18 protein-coding genes are annotated in these 18899 nt (G+C 59.9%); 12 read left to right on the plus strand and 6 right to left on the minus strand.

The features are described from left to right. The first annotated feature begins 62 nt into the window (after positions 1-62). The gene (locus LPB072_RS09160; RefSeq protein ID WP_157694178.1) at positions 63-608 is read left to right on the plus strand and encodes a hypothetical protein; all 546 of its coding nucleotides are present in this window, start codon (positions 63-65) and stop codon (positions 606-608) included. A gap of 283 nt (positions 609-891) precedes the next feature. Then, positions 892-1143 (plus strand): hypothetical protein, encoded by a 252-nt coding sequence (locus LPB072_RS09165; protein WP_197508932.1) that lies wholly within the window; start codon positions 892-894, stop codon positions 1141-1143. Positions 1144-1194: 51 nt separating this feature from the next. On the opposite strand, the gene LPB072_RS09170 is transcribed toward LPB072_RS09165, so the two are convergent. Further along, positions 1195-1416 (minus strand): hypothetical protein, encoded by a 222-nt coding sequence (locus tag LPB072_RS09170; RefSeq protein ID WP_066094498.1) that lies wholly within the window; start codon positions 1414-1416, stop codon positions 1195-1197. 408 nt (positions 1417-1824) lie between these two features. Here LPB072_RS09170 and LPB072_RS09175 point away from each other — a divergent pair, with 408 nt between their 5' ends. Beyond that, the gene (locus tag LPB072_RS09175; RefSeq protein WP_066094500.1) at positions 1825-2028 is read left to right on the plus strand and encodes a putative motility protein; all 204 of its coding nucleotides are present in this window, start codon (positions 1825-1827) and stop codon (positions 2026-2028) included. Positions 2029-2151: 123 nt separating this feature from the next. Then, positions 2152-2883 (plus strand): 16S rRNA pseudouridine(516) synthase, encoded by a 732-nt coding sequence (locus LPB072_RS09180; RefSeq protein ID WP_066094504.1) that lies wholly within the window; start codon positions 2152-2154, stop codon positions 2881-2883. A 67-nt stretch (positions 2884-2950) separates the two neighbouring features. Here LPB072_RS09180 and LPB072_RS09185 read toward each other — a convergent pair whose 3' ends face one another. After that, positions 2951-3682, minus strand: coding sequence for a hypothetical protein (locus tag LPB072_RS09185; RefSeq protein WP_066094507.1), 732 nt, complete (start codon positions 3680-3682; stop codon positions 2951-2953). A 419-nt stretch (positions 3683-4101) separates the two neighbouring features. Beyond that, complete coding sequence (locus LPB072_RS09190; RefSeq protein WP_066094510.1) at positions 4102-4914, minus strand: alpha/beta fold hydrolase; 813 nt, start codon at positions 4912-4914, stop codon at positions 4102-4104. Between the two features lie 73 nt (positions 4915-4987). Here LPB072_RS09190 and LPB072_RS09195 point away from each other — a divergent pair, with 73 nt between their 5' ends. The 6 genes from LPB072_RS09195 (at position 4988) to ntrC (ending at position 11842) form a co-directional block, all read left to right on the plus strand. Further along, the gene (locus LPB072_RS09195; RefSeq protein WP_066094513.1) at positions 4988-5908 is read left to right on the plus strand and encodes an EI24 domain-containing protein; all 921 of its coding nucleotides are present in this window, start codon (positions 4988-4990) and stop codon (positions 5906-5908) included. A 17-nt stretch (positions 5909-5925) separates the two neighbouring features. After that, positions 5926-6738 carry a competence/damage-inducible protein A gene (locus LPB072_RS09200; RefSeq protein WP_066094859.1) on the plus strand — a complete coding sequence of 271 codons (813 nt, stop codon included), beginning with the start codon at positions 5926-5928 and terminating at the stop codon, positions 6736-6738. Positions 6739-6960: 222 nt separating this feature from the next. Beyond that, entirely contained in the window at positions 6961-8376 is a 1416-nt protein-coding gene (glnA, locus tag LPB072_RS09205) for a type I glutamate--ammonia ligase (RefSeq protein ID WP_066094516.1), read from the plus strand. A gap of 176 nt (positions 8377-8552) precedes the next feature. Beyond that, on the plus strand, positions 8553-9110 hold the full coding sequence (locus LPB072_RS09210; protein WP_407927793.1) for a hypothetical protein: 558 nt from the start codon (positions 8553-8555) through the stop codon (positions 9108-9110). Continuing rightward, positions 9107-10267, plus strand: a complete 1161-nt coding sequence (gene glnL / locus LPB072_RS09215) for a nitrogen regulation protein NR(II) (RefSeq protein ID WP_082877097.1) — start codon at positions 9107-9109, stop codon at positions 10265-10267. The genes LPB072_RS09210 and glnL overlap by 4 nt, the downstream gene beginning before the upstream one ends. A gap of 45 nt (positions 10268-10312) precedes the next feature. Further along, on the plus strand, positions 10313-11842 hold the full coding sequence (gene ntrC, locus LPB072_RS09220) for a nitrogen regulation protein NR(I) (RefSeq protein ID WP_066094519.1): 1530 nt from the start codon (positions 10313-10315) through the stop codon (positions 11840-11842). A gap of 9 nt (positions 11843-11851) precedes the next feature. On the opposite strand, the gene LPB072_RS09225 is transcribed toward ntrC, so the two are convergent. After that, positions 11852-12079, minus strand: coding sequence for a DUF2061 domain-containing protein (locus tag LPB072_RS09225; protein WP_066094522.1), 228 nt, complete (start codon positions 12077-12079; stop codon positions 11852-11854). 82 nt (positions 12080-12161) lie between these two features. On the opposite strand from LPB072_RS09225, the gene LPB072_RS09230 reads away from it, so the two are divergent. Then, positions 12162-13034, plus strand: a complete 873-nt coding sequence (locus LPB072_RS09230) for a helix-turn-helix domain-containing protein (protein WP_066094868.1) — start codon at positions 12162-12164, stop codon at positions 13032-13034. Between the two features lie 120 nt (positions 13035-13154). Here LPB072_RS09230 and xth read toward each other — a convergent pair whose 3' ends face one another. Then, on the minus strand, positions 13155-13919 hold the full coding sequence (xth, locus tag LPB072_RS09235; RefSeq protein WP_066094526.1) for an exodeoxyribonuclease III: 765 nt from the start codon (positions 13917-13919) through the stop codon (positions 13155-13157). Positions 13920-14217: 298 nt separating this feature from the next. Beyond that, complete coding sequence (locus tag LPB072_RS23400; RefSeq protein ID WP_157559268.1) at positions 14218-14355, minus strand: hypothetical protein; 138 nt, start codon at positions 14353-14355, stop codon at positions 14218-14220. Between the two features lie 636 nt (positions 14356-14991). Between LPB072_RS23400 and LPB072_RS09240 the strand changes: the two genes are divergently transcribed. Then, positions 14992-18798: a hypothetical protein gene (locus LPB072_RS09240; protein ID WP_066094529.1), complete on the plus strand. Its 3807-nt coding sequence runs from the start codon at positions 14992-14994 to the stop codon at positions 18796-18798. Positions 18799-18899: the final 101 nt, after the last annotated feature.

Genomic DNA, 18899 nt, shown 5'->3' on the forward strand with positions numbered 1-18899 from the left:
GTGGGGAAAGCCCTGTGAGCCGGGGCGGTTGGCGTTTCGGCGCTGGCAGGCCTACCACGCGGGTGAGGGCTGATCAGGTGCAGCGCATCGATTTGAGGCTTTGGGCGCGGCGCGGGCTGTTGTCGGGCAACCGGCTGTTTTCATGGTCGTGGAGCCGGGGCGGCAATCCGGCGGGCTCGATCAATGTCAACGTGGAAAACGGGCAGGGCGTTACCCTGACCTACACGCATTCCAGTGGTGGGCAGCGGGAAGCGGTTTCGCTGTTTGTGGGGCTTTGCGCGACCCCTTGTGCCTTTGGCGGTGAGCGGCAATGGTTCCGGTGTCCATGCTGTGGCGCTCGTGGGCTGGTGTTGTACCTGCGATGGGGCCGGTTTGCCTGTCGGGCTTGCCAGCGTGTCGCCTATGGCTCGCAGTCCGAAGATGCCATGGGCAGGGCATGGCGCAAGCAATCGAAGCTGGAAACGCGCCTAGACCCGAATTGGCGGCGACCCAAGGGCATGAGGCTTCGCACCTATGAACGGCTGTTCACGGCCTTGCTGGACTGCGAAGAACGGCGGGAAGCGGCGCTGTGTGCCTATGCCCTGCGGCTGGGGTGCTTTCCCCTCTAGCGCAAGGGGGTGGGGGGCGGGGTAAAAGTCCGGGCCTGTTGGCGGGTGTGAACCGCTCTGTTTCTCATGCGGAAAAAAACGGCCCTTTTCGGGAGAATTCAAACGCGAAACGCGGGCCAGGATCGAAGCGGGAAAAGCCACAGACTCCATTGATCTACGATGTCGGGATTCCGTTCACAGGGTCCAAACGATGCGAAACCCCTCAATAGTGGTTGTCTTGCCTTTTCTGTTTTTGGTCGGGTGCGCCAGCACGGGCGTGATTCCCATGGATCAGGACTCTTACATGATCGGCAAAAAGGATGGTTCGCCGGGCCTTGGTGTCTCTCTGAGCAACAAAGCAGAGGTGTACAAGGAAGCTAACCAGTTTTGCCGGGCAAAGGGTCTGGAAGTGAAAACCTTGCAGACGACCACTATTCCTTCAAGGCCGGGCCAGCTTGGCTCAACAGAACTTCAATTCAGGTGTGTGGCCCCCGGCGGCGTGGCGCAGCCGCTAGTGCGCGAACCTGATCAGATCATCGAGCAGAGGGTGCGATAGCGTTGGCTTGCAGCGCTCTTTGACCGGCATTGCTTTGGTGACTGAGCGCCTTCAGCCGAAAATGTTGGTCAGGTAAGAGACAAAAGCAATCGCGCCAAACAACGCAGCCGCCCAAGGTACCCAGTGATTGCAGATCGTCCACCAGAGTCCGGAGCGGGTCCATCGCCAGCCCAGCTTGTCGCGCATTTTTCGTGCGTGTTCTATGCCCTTCGCATCTTTGATCTGTTCCAAGCGCTCGGCTTTGGTGGAATTCTTGGATTTGCTCGCTTGCATCTTTGCTCCTGTGTTTGCTTCGATGCCCTCTAGTATTCGCACTGTTGGCGCAATCGCTCTGCGTTACGATTTCGCTGGCTAGCGACTTTTACCTGTGCGTTCAACGGGTAGCCCGCCCACTGTGGGGGTGCAAATGGGGGTGCAATTTGAATTGGATCATTCAAAAGTCTAGTGTTTATGCGGTCTGTGGGCGTTCATTCAGTAGACCCCAGCCCATACCTCTGTTTAAAGGCCGCTAAGGACGTATCCTTAGCGGCCTTTTTCTTTGGAAAATCAACGGCTTAGCCTGCAATGGCGTCTGGAGACGTACATTGACAGCTAGCGCCGTGGGTATGCTTCTCCGGGCATGAGAACTTAAGTTTTTCCTGGTTGTGACCGATAGAGGGTGCACACACTTAAGGAGTTGTTATGGATGTTTCTCCCGCATTGCTCGTTGACCGCGTGCTCCAGGTGGAGCAGGGTCAGTCCAGTCAAACTGCTCAACTGGCATTGATGAAGAAAGCCATGAATATGCAGGAATCGGCTTCGCAGGCACTGATCAGCGCCGCGACAGGTGATCTGCCTTTGGCTGCAGATGGCTCCCTGGGCACCCAAGTCAACACATTGGTTTGAATAGGGCGCGGTGAGGTTTTGGGGCTCACCTAGAATTGCGTTTTTCGCCTGTCTTTGGCGCCGTCCGAATGATGGCGCTCCAGAGATAGCTCGACCTTCTGGTTCCTATCAGCCCCCGATCACATGCTAGCCCTTCAGGACATCCTCTTTTCCCAAGGCTTTGGTACGCGCCGGGTGTGCACGGGGTTGGTACAGCAAGGCTGGGTTGAGGTCGGGGAGGCGCGCGTTCGTTGCAATGACCCGTTGGAGCCGTTTGACGAAACGGGGTTCGTTTTCTGGGTGCAGGGCCAACGCTGGGTGTATCAACGCCTGGCCTATCTGTTGCTGCACAAACCGGCGGGGTACGAATGCTCCCAGAAGCCCAGTACCTACCCCAGTGTTTACACTTTGTTGCCCGGACCGCTGCGCGAACGTGGCGGGGGCGCTGCTGCTGGCGTTCAGTCCGTGGGGCGGCTGGACCAAGACACCACGGGCTTGCTCTTGATGTCTGACGATGGCAAATTCATCCATCGAATGTCTTCGCCGCGGCACCACGTGCCCAAGGTCTATGAGGCGCAAGTCAAACACCCTTTGACACCTGAACAGGTGCAGCGGTTGCTGGATGGCGTGGTGTTGGATGACGACCCCAAGCCCGTACGCGCTCAAGCTTGCCAGGCCGTTTCTGAGCACCATTTGCGGCTGACGCTGACCGAAGGGAAGTACCACCAAGTGAAGCGCATGGTGGCTGCGGTGGGCAATCGTGTGGAGGGGTTGCACCGCTCGGCGATTGGAGGCTTGTCTCTGGATGGAGGCCTGCCCGAGGGGCAATGGCGGTGGTTGACAGCGGACGAGGTGTCTGCGCTGACGAAAAAGTGAGCCAGATGCTTCGCTCCGGGAAAAGAGGCTTTGGCGGGTCGTGAACGCCAAGGCATTGAAATGCTGGCTAGAGCAAGTCGCCTTTCCTGCTGTCGAGAGGGACCAGGAAAGAGTTGTCCTGCCATTGGGATCCCGCTACGTCAATGGTGGAGTCACCAGTAGCACTGGTGGGCCATTTTGACAAGGGGCTGAAATCGGTGGTGCGGCTGCCTCTTTGGCGATTGAGTGCGGATCGCAAGTTGGACTGTGCAGCGATGAGTGCCCGTTCTTCCATTTCGCGTTCGCGAAGCGTCTGAGGCGTGGGCGTCTCGCCCAGGAACTCTGCGCGAATTTCCGACACAGTGGGAAGGCTGCTGGAGCGCACCACCCAGTAAGGGAGTTCGCATTGGGTCAGCAATGAGTGTTTCAGCAACCGGGTGGACCTTGGCAGGGCACTTTTGCCGGGCACATCGAGGCATCCGACGACCCGACCGTCGGGCGTACAGACGGTGAAGGTGCAGTAAACGCCGTTCAGCAAGCGGTACCACGTCATGCCCTTTTCCAAGTCGCGCGGAACGGTGAAACGCGTCACCGGCAGCTTGATCATGATCTGGTGGTCGTAAAACGCGCGACACAACCAATGCCACACCCGCGCCTCTTCACTGTTCACGATCGCCCTCGGGGTGAGGGGCCAGTGGTTTGGAATGCGTCGACGGCCCTTTTCGCGTCTGGCGGCCCAGAGCCGGTGCGCAAAGGCGCCGAGTGCGAGCAGCACTGGCGCCAACGCGGCCAACAGCCAAGGGGAATTCCAGGTCGTCATCAGGTGTGCTCGAATCGAAAATGTAAAATTTGTATCAGAGGAGGAGATTGTCGCGGCTCAAGTGCCATTGACGGAATGCAATTGCACGCTTTTCGTGACATCTTTCTTGTTTGGTGTGCGGATCTGGGCGAAAGTTGCGGAGAGGGCGAGGCTCTTTCGCGGAGCTTGCTGTGGCCTTACGCACTAAAAGGCGCACTTCCACCAAGTCGGGCCCGGGGTAGCCGGAGAAAAAGGAAATGATCCTGCGCTGCCGGTGGCGGCGCGGGGTGTGACAGCGCCAAGAATTGTCTGGTAGACCTTCGATGAGCGCATCCCCTACAGGGGGTAGCGCAGACAACTAAAGTAGTGTGTCTAATTGAGCATGGTGCCAAGTCTGCCTACCCGGCGAGTTCGGGTTGTCGCCACGGGTTCGAGGGGGGTCAGTCGCAGGTCTTCAGGAAATCGGCGATTGCTGTGCTGAGTTGTTCGGGTTGATCCCGGTGTGGGCTGTGGCCGCATTGAGCAATTTCAAGCCGACGGCATCGAGGAACAACTGCCTGTATGGCATCCAGTTGGCCCAGTGTGCCGTATTCGTCGTCCAGGCCTTGAACGCACAAAAGGGGCGATGCAATGGGTGCGCAGTCGGCCTGAATATCGAACGATCTGAACGGCTCGCTTAGCCATACATCATTCCATTGCCAGAATGCGTTGTCGGGGTCCTTGTGGTGACGCGACAGGCGTTGGCGGAAACCACCGTCGTTGGCAGAGTAGAGCTGTCTGGCTTGTTCGATGGCAGCCAGAGCCTTGCTCTCGACGAATACATGGGGCGCCATGGCCACGCAAGCGGAGACCGGGTAGCGGCTGGCATGCAACAACGCGATGGTTGCACCGTCGGAGTGGCCGATCAGAACAGGCCGTTGAATGCCTGTCGCAGCCAACCATGCAGGCAGCACCTCAAAAGCCTCCCGGTGCATATAGTCTGGCAAGTGGCGACCGACCGACCACGCACCGCTGCGCGCCGATGGGCCCCGGACATCAGGTACAGGGTCTGACTGGCCATAGCCCCTGCGCGAATAAAGCCATCCGGCCCTGCCAGTGGCCGCGCACAGTTCGGCTGGCCAATGTCGACCCCGTTGGCTCCACATGCTGACGCTGCCCAACCCCTCATGCAGGAACACCAGTGGCGAGGGCCCGGTTGGTCCGGGCAGGTAGGTTGTTTCAAGGTTCACGCCTCGAACGTTGATGTGGCTCATGGGTGGATCGTACCGGGATGACCGAGGCGTGGTGTGTCGGTAGATGTGGACGAAAGACGGTATTCTCCGTGGCATGAAACAGTTGTTGGATTCTTTCTGGCGGGCGGCCGCGTATTGTGTTCATCCGCGTGTGATCGCACTTTCTTTCTTGCCACTGGTGCTGATGGTGGCTTTGTCATTCGGGCTGGCCTACTTTTTCTGGGAGTCTGCCGTGGCCGGGATGGCTGCCTGGCTTGAGAGCTATGCCCTGATCCAGAAGGTATTGGGGTGGCTGGAAGGTGCCGGGCTGGGTGGCTTCAGTGCCGTGTTTGCACCGCTGCTGGTGCTGGTTCTGGCCACGCCAGCCATTGTGGTGTTGTGCCTGTTGCTGGTGGCGTTGTTTATGACGCCTTCGATGGTGGCCATGGTCGGACGCCGGCGTTTTCCTCGGCTGGAGCTGAAGCGGGGAGGGTCGTTGCTTGTGAGTGCCTTCTGGTCACTGGGATCGACCCTGATGGCCGGATTGGCGTTGGTCGTGTCAATGCCGTTGTGGCTGATCCCACCTTTGGTTTTGCTGTTGCCGCCGCTGATCTGGGGCTGGTTAACCTACCGTGTTTTCGCGTTTGATGTATTGGCGGCCCATGCCAGTGCGCAAGAGCGAAAAACCTTGCTGCGAAAGTACCGTGGCAGTCTTCTGTTGATGGGCATTGTCACGGGTTACATGGGCGCCGCGCCCAGCTTGCTTTGGGCCTCGGGGGCAATGGCAATACCACTGGCGCCGTTGCTGGTGCCCGCTGCAATCTGGATCTACACATTGGTGTTCGCGTTTGCGTCACTCTGGTTCTCGCACTACGCGCTGGCGGCCCTGGCTGTGATGCGCGGCACGCCAGAGGTGGACGTGCTGGAGGCCGAAGCCCCCCAGAGCGGCGTTCAGGAACTGCCATATGTGGTTGCAGTCGAGGCGCCACCGGAAGCAGTCGAACCAGAAGCCACCAAAAAACCGCCTCTACCATGACCAACCCCAGCACCCCCATCGCGCCATCCTTTGGCCTCATCATCATCGGTGACGAGATTCTTTCGGGTCGGCGAGCCGACAAGCACCTTCCAAAGGTTATTGAGTTGCTGCAGGCCCGTGGCCTGTCCCTGGCTTGGGCACTGTGTGTGGGGGATGAGCGTTCGCGCATCACCGCAACGCTGCGCGATGCGTTTGCTTCGGGCGACGTGGTTTTTTCTTGCGGCGGCATTGGGGCCACGCCCGATGACCACACGCGCCAATGTGCAGCAGCTGCATTGGGTCGCCATCTGGTACTTCACCCCGCGGCCCAGGTGCTGATCGAGCAGCGCATGCGCGACATGGCGAAAGAGAAGGGCGAAGCGTTTGACCTGGAACGGCCCGACAACGTGCACCGGTTCAACATGGGCGTGTTCCCGGAAGGTGCGCGCATCATTGAAAACCCATACAACAAGATTCCCGGTTTTACCTGTGATGGTGCAGCAGGTGGTGCGGTTCACTTCGTGCCCGGCTTTCCTGTGATGGCCTGGCCGATGATTGAGGGTGTGCTCGATACAGATTACAAAGCTTGGCACCGGGTCAACACCTGGCAGGAGCGTTCACTGATTGTGATGGGTTCGATGGAAGCGACACTGACGCCGCTGATGGAGCAAATTGAACGGGAGCATGCGGTCAAGGTATTCAGCTTGCCCAGCGTTGACCACCCTCAATATGGGCGCCACATCGAACTGGGCGTGAAAGGCCAGCCAGCGGCTGTCGGCCCGGCGTTCGAGCAGCTAAGGCTCGGGCTTCAGGGCTTTGGAGCAGAAATAGGCCCCGAATTGGTGCGCTGAATGAGTTCCCTTATTTGGTGCGTTCTTGGTTATGGGCTCTTTTTTGGTGCATCTCCGGGCGCTCGTTTTGACGCTTTTGCGTAATTAGTTGCGCCATAATCGCAACAGCGGGGCGAAGGCGCCGTTCTTCTTACTTCGACTCAAAATTGTGTGCTGGCATAAAAACTGCTTTTCACTGAGCGTCGCAATTCGAAATCCCACATCCAGAAACAGGAGTATTTGATGGCCAAGACCGTCGCAGACGTGATGCAAATGGTGAAAGACAACGACGTCAAGTTCGTTGATTTCCGTTTTACCGATACCCGTGGTGCGCAGCAGCACACCACTGTGCCCGTGTCGCACTTTGATGAAGAGAAGTTCAGTTCCGGTCATGCCTTTGATGGTTCGTCCATTGCCGGCTGGAAAGGCATTGAAGCCTCCGACATGCAACTGGTGCCCGATCCGAACACGGCCAACATCGATCCCTTCTATGAAGAGACCACGCTGATCCTCACCTGTGATGTGATCGAGCCGACCGATGGCAAGTCCTATGACCGCGATCCCCGCTCCATCGCCAAGCGCGCAGAAGCCTATTTGAAGGCTTCTGGCCTGGGTGATACGGCCTTTTTTGGACCAGAGCCAGAATTTTTCCTGTTTGACAGTGTGCGATACAGCACCGCGCCAGGTCACACATTTTATGAAATCGAAGAGTACGAAGCGCCCTGGAACAATGGCGTGAAACTTGAAGGCGGCAACCGCGGTCACCGCCCCACAGTCAAAGGCGGCTACTTCCCCGTACCGCCCGTTGACAGCACGCAAGACATGCGCGCCGAAATGTCCTTGGTTCTTGAATCGCTGGGCATCCCCGTTGAAGTGTTCCACCACGAAGTGGCTGGCGCTGGGCAAAACGAGATCGGTACCCGTTTCAGTACCCTGGTGCAGCGCGCCGACTGGACGATTCTGCAAAAGTACGTGGTGCACAACGTGGCCAATGCCTACGGCAAGACCGCGACCTTCATGCCCAAGCCTTACGCCGGCGACAACGGTTCCGGCATGCACGTGCACCAGTCGGTCTGGAAAGACGGCAAAAACCTGTTTGCCGGTGACGGCTATGCCGGTTTGAGCGATTTCGCCTTGTACTACGTGGGCGGCATCATCAAGCACGCCCGTGCGCTCAACGCCATCACCAACCCGGGTACGAACAGCTACCGCCGCTTGGTACCTCACTTCGAAGCCCCGGTGAAGCTGGCTTACTCTGCCAAAAACCGCTCGGCTTCGATCCGCATTCCTTATGTGGCAAACCCCAAAGGCCGTCGCGTGGAAGCCCGCTTTCCCGATCCACTGATGAACCCTTACCTGGGTTTTGCCGCTCTGTTGATGGCCGGTCTGGATGGCGTGGAAAACAAGATCCACCCGGGCGAAGCCGCCACCAAGGACCTCTACCACCTGCCACCGGAAGAAGACAAGTTGATCCCGACCGTTTGCCACAGCCTGGATATGGCCTTGGAGCATCTGGACAAAGACCGTGCCTTCCTGACCAAAGGCGGCGTGTTCACCGACTCCATGCTCGATGCCTACATTGATCTGAAGATGGGCGAAGTGAACCGTACCCGCGTTGAAGTGGCGCCAGTCGAATACGATATGTACTTCAGCCTGTGATGCCTCGCCCGGCTTGGCCGGGCTTGCGATAAGCACCAAAAGGGACAGCGGAAGCTGTCCCTTTTTGCATGGAGTGAGGCAAATTCACAACCCTTGCCCATTCGGCTGGCACTTTTTTGCGGCTTTTCGGTCATACTGAAAAGTGAATGAACTGCGCTGCGGCGCCCGGAGAAAACGTGCAGCTGTCCCCCAAGTCCCTTTCAATATCGTTGACCCAACCTTTGCTGGCGATGGGCCTTTGCCTGGGCGCGGCTCAGCATGCCTTCGCGCAAGACACGATTTTTCGCTGTGGCAACGAATACATCAACGATGCGGCTGTGGCCAAGCGCCGCGGCTGCAAGACCATGGAGGGTGGCAACATCACCATCATCCAGGGTACCCGCCCGAGCAGCGTTGAAACCCCCAAGAGTGCACCAAAGTCCAGTTCTGGCAGCGCCCGCAGCAGCGGTTCGCGCATTGACACGGCTGATCAGCGTGCGCGCGACAGCGATGCCCGTGCGATTTTGCAAGCCGAACTGGACAAAGCCAAAGAGCGGCTGGCGCAAGCGTCCAAAGCCTATGCGGGTGGTGCACCCGAAAAGGAAGGCATTGAAGGGCGCAATCACCAGCGTTACCTGGACCGTGTTGCCGAACTGAAAGCAGCCAAGGAACGCGCTGAGGTGGATGTCAGCAGCATCAGCCGCGAACTGGACCGCCTGGGGCCTGCGAGCAGCGGGTCGAATGCCGCACAATAGCGGGCTTGAACAAGCCAGCCATCAAACCACCAGCCGAGCCTGCCCCACGCAGCAGAGCGCCCAAGCGAGCGGCTGCCAAAGGGCGCCGCGCGCCTGACCAGTCCACCAATCAGCGGTTTCAAACGCTGGATCTGCTGGCCACATTGGTGGCGGTTTTGGCGCCTGACGGCACGGTGGTTTTTGCCAACGCGGCTCTTGAAGACGCACTGGGCATCTCGCGCCGCAACATCACGGGTTCCTGCCTTCCCGACCTGTTTACCGAGCCACTTCATCTGCAGAACGCACTGCGTGGCATTGCCGAGAACGAGTTCGCGGCCTTGCGCTACGACGCGTGGCTCAAGCGCCAGGGGCATGAAGGCCTGCCTGTTCATGTGGTTGTTGCGCAGACCGATACGGTCGAGGAAGTCATCGTTGAGCTGCTCCCGCTGGAGCAGCAGGCCCGGCAGGACCGGGAAGAGCGCTTGATGGATCAGGCACAGGTGAACAAGGAGCTGATCCGCAATCTGGCCCATGAAATCAAAAACCCCTTGGGCGGTATCCGCGGTGCAGCGCAGCTGCTGCAGATGGATCTGGTTTCCAAGGCGTTGATCGAATACACCCAGGTGATCATTCACGAAGCCGATCGCCTCCAATTGCTGGTGGATCGGCTGTTGGCGCCGCATCGCAGCCCTCATGTGGTGGGCGACGTGAACATTCATGAGGTATGTGAGCGGGTTCGCTCGCTGATTCTGGCCGAGTTTCCCAAGGGGCTGCGTGTGGTTCGCGATTACGACGCCTCGATTCCGGAGTTTCGGGGGGACCGGGAGCAACTGATTCAGGCGGTGCTCAACATTGCTCACAACGCGGCTCAGGCACTGTCGGAGCGCGTGGCTGCTGGCGATGCGCAAATCACTTTCCGAACCCGTGTGGGCCGCCAGGTGACTTTTGGCAAGCAACGTTATCGGTTGGCACTGGAATTGCATGTGATCGACAACGGGCCAGGCGTGCCCGACGCGATCAAGGACCGCATCTTCTACCCCCTGGTCTCAGGGCGCGATGGCGGTTCGGGTTTGGGACTCACATTGGCACAAACCTTTGTACAGCAACACCATGGCTTGATCGAGTGCGAAAGCACGCCCGGCCAGACGGATTTCAAGATCTTGATTCCGTTGCCTTAAACCGATCAAACGCCGGCATTGAAGCTGGCAAAGGGAACTGCACTCATGAAGCCTATTTGGATAGTGGACGATGACCAGTCGATTCGCTTCGTGTTGGAAAAAGCGTTGCAGCGGGAAAACCTGCCCACGCGGAGTTTCACCAACGCTCAAGACGTTTTGAAAGCGCTGAGTGAAGGGCCTGATGCCGAGGGGCCGCAGATTCTGGTGAGCGACATCCGCATGCCTGGTGGCTCCGGCCTTGATCTGCTCGAGAAGGTCAAAGAAAAGCTGCCAGGCTTGCCGGTGATCATCATGACCGCCTTCTCTGATCTGGACAGTGCGGTTTCTGCTTTCCAGGGCGGCGCATTCGAATACCTTCCCAAACCGTTCGACTTGCCCAAGGCGGTGGAGTTGATCAACCGCGCGGTCGAAGAGAGTCGCCGCGAAGAGGTGGTTGAAGAACGCATGGTGGCCGCCCCTGAGATGCTGGGGCAGGCGCCAGCGATGCAAGACGTTTTTCGAGCCATCGGACGCCTGAGCCAAAGCCAGGTTACGGTGTTGATCACGGGCGAGTCGGGTTCGGGCAAAGAGCTTGTGGCCCGCGCCCTGCATAAGCACTCGCCCCGTGCCAATGGCCCGTTTGTGGCCATCAACACCGCGGCCATACCCAAAGACCTGCTGGAAAGCGAGTTGTTTGGCCATGAGCGGGGCGCTTTCACTGGCGCGCAAGCGATGCGCCGTGGCCGCTTCGAACAAGCCGATGGCGGTACGCTGTTTCTTGACGAAATTGGCGACATGCCGTTTGATTTGCAAACCCGCTTGTTGCGGGTGTTGTCTGATGGCAGCTTCTACCGCGTGGGCGGCCACAGCGCCGTGCGTGCACAGGTACGGGTGATTGCGGCGACCCACCAGAACCTGGAGCAGCGGGTCAAAGAGGGCTCTTTCCGGGAAGACCTGTTTCACCGGCTCAACGTGATCCGGCTGCGGCTGCCCGCTTTGCGGGAGCGGCGCGAAGACGTGCCCATGCTGACGCGCTTCTTTCTGCAGCAAAGTGCCAAGCAGCTGGGCGGGGAGCCCAAGCGCATCACCGAAGCGGCATTGGCCTTGTTGGGTCGGTTCGACTTCCCCGGCAACGTGCGTCAGCTGGAGAACCTGTGCCACTGGTTGACCGTGATGGCGCCCTCTCAGGTGGTCGAGGTGAAAGATCTGCCGCCCGAAGTGTTGGCCGCCCAGATCGGTGCTGCTTCATCGACACCGGCCGCGGCGGTAGAAGCGATCGCATCGGTCCCCGCCGCCAGCGCACCACCAGCATCTGCTGCCGCTCAACCGCTGGTTGATGCAGGCGTTGACGCTGCCCCGGAACAGGCGGCCGGGCTGGCTGGCTGGGAGCCCGACCTGTATGCGGAGGCGGCAGCCATGCTGGCTGCCGGTCGAAACGATGTATGGGACGCCTTGACCCAGCGATTTGAAGGGCGGCTGATTGAAGCCGCGCTGGCCCACACCAAAGGCCGTCGAATCGAAGCAGCCCAAAAACTGGGCATTGGCCGCAACACCATCACGCGCAAGATTCAGGAGCTGGGGCTGGACGAGACCTGAGCACAGCGTTCAGCGGGAATCTGCTGGGGCGCTGGGGTTGCCCATGCCCCAGCGCACCCGCGCCCATAGGCGTTCGTGAACCACATAGGTGAGCAAACCCAGGCCGCTCAGCAGCAGCGACAGGCCGATGCCCTGGTTGAGGTTGCCCAGGTAGAGGTAGTTCACGAAGGTCATGACCAGCAAGCCAAGGGTTTGCCAGGTGAGGGCTTTGGTCCAGGTGCGTTTTTTGTTTTCCATGCATGAGAGTGTGCGGATGGGGTGGGCGTGAATCAATGTTGCGATTCAAACCAATATGCAGCAGTTGGTGATAATGGTCACCATGAATGAAGAACCCCCACGCCCCACACGCAGCGAGCGCGCACGTCAGTTTCGAGAGCGGTTGAACGAAGCCATGCAGGCGCAATGGCTCAACCGTTCGACCTTGGCCGAACGGGCGGGGGTTGACCGGTCAACCATCTCCTTGCTGCTTTCGGAGCAACAGGTTCGGCTGCCATCAGGTCATGTGGTGGCCGAGCTGGCGGCGGCGCTCAAGGTCACGGCCGACTGGCTCCTGGGTTTGACCACCACCACCCGCGCACCCGGTGAAATCCTGCGTGAATCGCTGGAGGTGGCCGAGCGCGTGCCTGGTCATGGCGATGCGAACATCGAGCGCTGGCTCAATGAGGCGGCGGATGCCAAGGTACGCAACGTGCCTGCCTCGCTCCCGGAATTCATGAAAACCGAGGCGGTGATGACACTGGAATATGCCGATTACGCCAGCAAGTCACCGCAGCAAGCCCTGGCCGAAACCCAGGCCAGGCTCATGATCAACCGCCTGCCCGGGCGCGATACCGAGATGGCCTTGCCTCGCCAGCGCCTGGAAGACTTTGCCCGACGCGCCAGCATCTGGACCGCTCTCACGGCCGAACAGGTACATGAGCAACTCACGCACATGGCGGATCTGTGTGAAGAGCTGTACCCCAGCACGCGCCTGCACCTCTACGACCAACTCCGCCACTACAGTGCGCCCATCACGGTCTTCGGGCAGCGCCGGGCCGTGATTTATGTGGGCAGTTCGTATTTCGTGTTCAACACGCCAGAGCATGTACAAACCCTGACGCGCCACTTTGATCAACTGGTGCGCGACGCCAGCGTGTTGAGCCACGAAACGGCGCTGTGGTTGCGCGCGCTGGCTGCGCGTGCCAAGCCCTAGGCGCCTGCGTGGCCGAAAGAACATCGGCTGCAATCTGCGAGAAACCGGCCTCGCAAGGTATTGCCTCCTGATTCATTGTTCTCGCGGGTTTCGCTTCGACGCCTTCTGCCGCGCAGGCTTTTAGGCGATGGTCAGCACCACAGGCGCGTGGTCGCTGGGGCGTTCGTTTTTGCGCGGCACTTTATCGACGGCGCAAGCCGTGGCCTGGGCTTTCAGCGCCTCAGTGACCAGAATGTGGTCGATGCGCAAGCCCTGGTTGCGGCGGAACCCGCCGTTGCGGTAATCCCACCAACTGTAGTTCTTGTCGGGTTGGGGGAAGAGGCGCACGGCGTCGGTCAGGCCCAGGTCAATCAGCGCTTGCAGGTGGTTGCGCTCTTCGGTGGTGCAGTGAATCGACTCACGCATGCCTTCCGGGTCCCACACATCGGCGTCGTCGAAGGTGATGTTGTAGTCGCCCATGAGCACCAGCTTGGGGTGCGCGGCCATCTCCGCTTTGACCCATTCGTGCATGGCATCGAGCCAGCGCATCTTGTAGACGAACTTGTCGCTGTCGGGCGCCTGGCCGTTGGGGAAATAGGCACCGATAACGCGCACGCCTTCGATCGTTGCGCACAACACGCGCGATTGCTCATCGGGAAAACCAGGGATGTTCTTGATCACATCGGCTGCGGGCTTTTTGCTCAGCAGGGCCACGCCGTTGTAAGTTTTCTGACCAAACCATTGCGACTGGTAGCCGGCTTCGCCAAACGCCATCGTAGGGAATTTGTCGTCGGTGATCTTGAGCTCTTGCAAGGCCAGCACGTCCACCGGGTTGGCCGCCAGCCAGTCGAGCACCTGGGGCAGGCGTACGTTGAGGGAGTTGACGTTCCAGGTGGCGAATCTCATGGCGGTAAAAAATCCTTGTAAATCAATTCTATGAATAGTGAATCGCAGTTCTAGCTACTCACATGGCTACACATTTTGGGCCGGTGTCCATTGGATGCACAGCGCTCTGGACGTGTTGTCGTCGTATGGCGACATACATGTGATCGTTGTCGCCGAGTGTAGGCTGGTCTAATTTGTCTGTAGGACTGCTTGAGGTTGGGTCCAGATATTCGAAGTTGCAGCCTGAACGTTCGCGAGTGCCTCAAGTGACCGCTCGGACGAGGCCGGCCATTCCAGCTCCTGCGAACGACTGCTCAACTCAAGGTTGATCTGTAGCTCCCGAGTCATCGGCGTTGGCGGCACTTTTCCAGTCGCGCGACTGATCGACCTTGGCGCCCAGCTCGACTTCTTTGAGGATCGCCACGATCTGGCTTTCACTGAATTTTGATTTCTTCATGTAGAGACTCCGTTGGTTGGAATTCTCTACTCCCGACTGGTACAAGTTTTCGAGGTGGCTTCAGCTGAAGTCCACATGGCACCGAACCAGCGGAGGTGTAATTGTTTCAATCGTTACGAAATCTGCAACACTCTCTCTACGGATTTCCCCAATTGAAGGGTTGTGTGGTCCATGCAGGCCCGCTAAAGTGATCTGAAGGCAGGCTTCCAAAAACTCAATTCCTCGTTCGAAGGAATAGAAACAACCTGCACCGAGAGATCGGCCATCTCAGGCCGGTCCTCTCTTCCTCTCTTGATGCGCGAGTGCTGTTCTCGAGGTGCGGATCGAGTTCGTGTCGATGCGCTCAGCTCCAGTTTTTTGAACCGGCCCCCAGAGGTTGGACGAACTTCTAAGGAGCTTCATGGCCTTGAGTAACACCGCCTTCAGCGCTCTATTGGTTGGCGCGGGTACCTCGCGAAATTTTGTGCTCAGGTGCTGCCGCCGGTACGCGGAAGACCGGCGCATCCCAAGAAACGAGCGGACATTCTTGATCCACTGGCGGTTTTGGGGACGCTTTCCCGCATTCCTTACCAATACCCAGTAGTTCTACTTTCGACGGCGAACCTGTTTTAGAAAGCCACAAAGGAGGGATTTGTTTTGCAACATGCTGATTGGTACTACGAATATCTGCGGTTCGACCGTTCCGAGCTCGCCCTCGATGACATCGTCCGCCAGCCGGTCACAGCACTTTTAGGCGTGACTGAGCAGGCGCGCGAAGTGTTGCAGCTGCTGAACATCGAAACCATTTTCGACCTTGGTTCGTCGGACTATTTCGCCGCTGCGCGGGACCTCACGGCGGCGGCGCGCGGCGCCGCCGGCCCGGTGGGGCGGTTCGGCCAAGTTCCCTCCCAGTGGCTTGACGCAAGTGACGGCGGCGGGTCGATTGCGGACATGCCGACCCTCAAGATCTCCACCTTGCGCGGGATTAGCGCCACCGGCGCGCGCCGTCTGACCGAAGCGACGGGAATAGAAACACTTTACGACATGGCGCATTGGCTGCCCTACCGCGCCGCGCGCGGCTTTCTGGGCGAGGCGACGGCGGGCGAAAGCTTCGTCGATCCAGAAATTCCGACGGAACTGGTGCCGCGCTTCAACGAGTATTCAACCGATAAGGTTTTCTACTCCATCTTCATGATGGACCCTGGGCCGGATCAGAAAAACCTCACACCCCTGACCGGTGCGATCGACCTGGCCGAATTGGAAAAGAAATCCCAGAACCTGCGTGTACGCACTGGCGCGATCGTGCGCTTTGAACAGGCGTGGAAACCAGTGGGCCTGGCGCTGGGCGATCTGATGCACTCCCTCGCTCTCGCCCCCGGTGAGACGACGCGCATCGCCATGATTGACTGGAGCCGTCGGCAGGGCGTGCGCACCAGCGAAGACATCACTCAGGCCGAAAGCCTCAGCAACGCGACGATGCACACCCGCGCGGTCAGCGAAGTCACCCGCGCCGTCGCCAACGAAACCCAATCGGGCATGTCGCAGACTAACGCTAATTCAACTGTGTCCAATACCGCCAGTTCCGGCTTTGGCCTGCAAAACGCCGAGGTGGCTCTGGCCGCAGCAGGGGGCGGCGCACTGGCCGGCGGTGTCGCGGCGGCAGCTGCGGGTGCAGCGGGCGGAGCAGGGATCGGCCTTGTCGCCGGTTCGGCCGCAGCGGGCATCGGCGCGGTACCCGGCGCGATTGCCGGTGCGCTGATCGGCGGCGGGGCCGGGGGGCTGATTGGCGTTGCAGGCGGCGGTGCCGCAGGCTTCCTCGGCGCGGCCGATTTCGGATCGACGCAAAATAACAGCGCAAATTCCCTGACAGAGGTTGTCACCACCACAAGCTCGACCGGACAGCGGGACTTCGCGGCCTCCATGGCCCAGAACATCACCGACCGCACGCAGCAGCATTCCAGCGCCACACGAAATCGCCGCGCCACCATCGTGCAGGAAGTCTGGCAATCCGAATCCGAACAGATCACCACCCGCGCAGTCAGCAACTACAACCACATGCACGCCCTGACGGTCCAGTATTTCGAGGTGGTGCAGATGTACCGCGTCCGCACCGGCGTGCGCGAGGTGCAGCGCGCACTCTACATCCCGCTCGCTGAAATCCGCTGGTCGCCGGAGAATATCCAGCGCTACCGGTCGGTGCTCTTGCGCCACGCGCTCGACCGACGCCTGCTCGAATCCCTTCTGCTGCCCGCTGAAACCACGATCCTGCAGTTCCCGATGCTCGCCACCGCCGATGCCACGATCCGCAACAATTTCCTGCTTCAGAACGAACCAAACTGGGGCTTGCGTTTTGCCAAGGACGCGACGGGCCAAGCGGTCGCTATCACGCCGCTCGACCCGTGGACCCTGCCGCGCGGGGTCATCATCGAAGACCTGCGCGTCGGGCGCTACATGCGCTCCAATTCCATCACCAGCATGTTTCAGGAATTCGAAGCCTACGGCCAGTTGGCCACCCCCGATGCCATCGGCCTGCCGCTCAGCGACGTGCCGCGTCTGGAATGGCAATTGCCCGCCCGCTCCGACGATCCGGCAACGGCGGAACCTATGCTTCTGGATGTCGTGCTGCGCCTGTCCTATCGCGGCACCGATTTCATGTCGGTCACACCGCTGGCGCTGGGCCTCGATGTCTATCCCGCCGACAGCCGCGCCCTCACGTTGCCTGTCGCCACCTTCGACAACACCCCCGACGCTGACTGGCTCTCGGATCACCTCAGGATGTTCAACAAGCATTACTCCCGCGCGGTCTGGCGCTCCGTAGACGAAAGCGACATCTCGCTGCTGCTGTCGGATTACACCTACGAGGGCCGCCCGATCGTCGACCAGATCGACCGTAAACCGGCGGCGATCAGCGGTCAATACCTCGTGTTCACTTACCACAATCACGCAAAGGACTGGGATAAGTGGCTGGCCGCCCACGGTCTGGATGAACCCGCCTCCAAGATCGAAATGGTGCCCATGCCCACCGGGGGCGTCTTTGCAGAGGCGGTGCAGGGCCGCGCCAACTCCGCTGAGAAGCTCGACCTCACCCGGTTCTGGAACTGGCAGGATTCACCGATTCCCCTGAACGCTCCCGAAATCGCCGCCATCGCCGCAGGCTCGCGCGTTCAGGGCAGCGACCTGCGCCCCGGCCAGATGGACGCGCCCATCGTCGCCAACCAGACCCCGCAAGCGCTTCCGAACCCAACCGGCCTTCAGGTCGCGCAGAACGTCATGACCGCCGACCTGTTCCGCGACATGAGCGGCATCACCGCCACCCGTGAACTCGCCGCCGAAGCGGTGCGACAGGCGCAGGCCGGGGCCACCGCCGTGGGCCAGCAATCGGCCTCCAATCTCGCCAAGGGCATGGAGATGCAGTCCAAGGCCATAGACAAGATCCTGACCATGTTCGACGGCCTGTCCAAGACCATCGCTACCACCGGGTTCGGCGCTCTCGCTCCCTCGGGAAAGAACATCGCCGGTCAGAATCCCTCCACCGCGGGGGCAATCCTGAACGAGGCGAAAAAGAGCGACGCCGCTACCAAATCCGGCGGCGCGGCCCGACCATCCGGCCCCACGACCCAGTCGGACAGCGAATCCGCCACGCCCGCGCCTTCCGGGCGCGGCACGCCGCAAAGCACCACCAACCTGCCCGCACCCGAAATCTACGCTGATGGCAGCACTCATTCGCTGGCGCGCGAAGGCGTCGGAACTTTGGTCTCCGGCGCTGGATACATGCCCTATGGCCTCGGCTCCGCGCTTGGCAGCGTCGCTGGTCAGGCTCCTGCGGACATGTCGGAACTTCAAGCCACGCCAACCCTGCTGCGGGCCAAGGACACCGGCCCTGTCGACCTCGCCGCCACTGTTATCACGCACCTCGACAGCCTGAGCGATAGCGAGGACGGCGCTTGCGTGGCCGTATCGCTCGCCAATTTCACGAACGCAGCCAAACTGGCGGGGGCCGACACCAAACTGCTCTTCGGTTCGGTTGAAGTGCCTCTTATCGGCGGCGCCACCGGCGCGCAGATCCCGCTCGACAGTTTTTTCTATCTGTGGTTCACGCGCTCGGACATCGCCCATTGGTTGTCCTTGCCCAAGAAATGTCGAGGCGCGGGCGCCCCCGGAGCGCTCCTGTTCGCCGACCTCGTCGAAGGGCGCGACTACAAAACATCCTCCACCGGCTGGCCCGCGGGCCTCGTCCCCGGGGCGTTCCTGCAGCTTTGGGATGACAAGGACACCTACCTGCGCGTCCGCGACGTGGGTGGGACCAGCGAATTCGGTCACTCACTGATCTTCCGCGCCTATGGTTCCAGCGCCAACAAGATCATCGTTTCCGACCAGATGGGTCTCTCACGCGAAGTCACCTATCCGCTTTTTAACATGAGCTATGTCATCGGCGCGAACCTCAAGAACGCGGAACTGTTGTAGCGGCCCCGCCCGTACCAAGCACATCCAACCCGGACAACCCATCCAAAGCGCATACGTTGAACGCTTGAACAAGAATTACCGCACTAAGGTGGACTTGACCT

The sequence above is a fragment of the Hydrogenophaga crassostreae genome, from assembly GCF_001761385.1.
GTDB lineage: Bacteria > Pseudomonadota > Gammaproteobacteria > Burkholderiales > Burkholderiaceae_C > Hydrogenophaga > Hydrogenophaga crassostreae.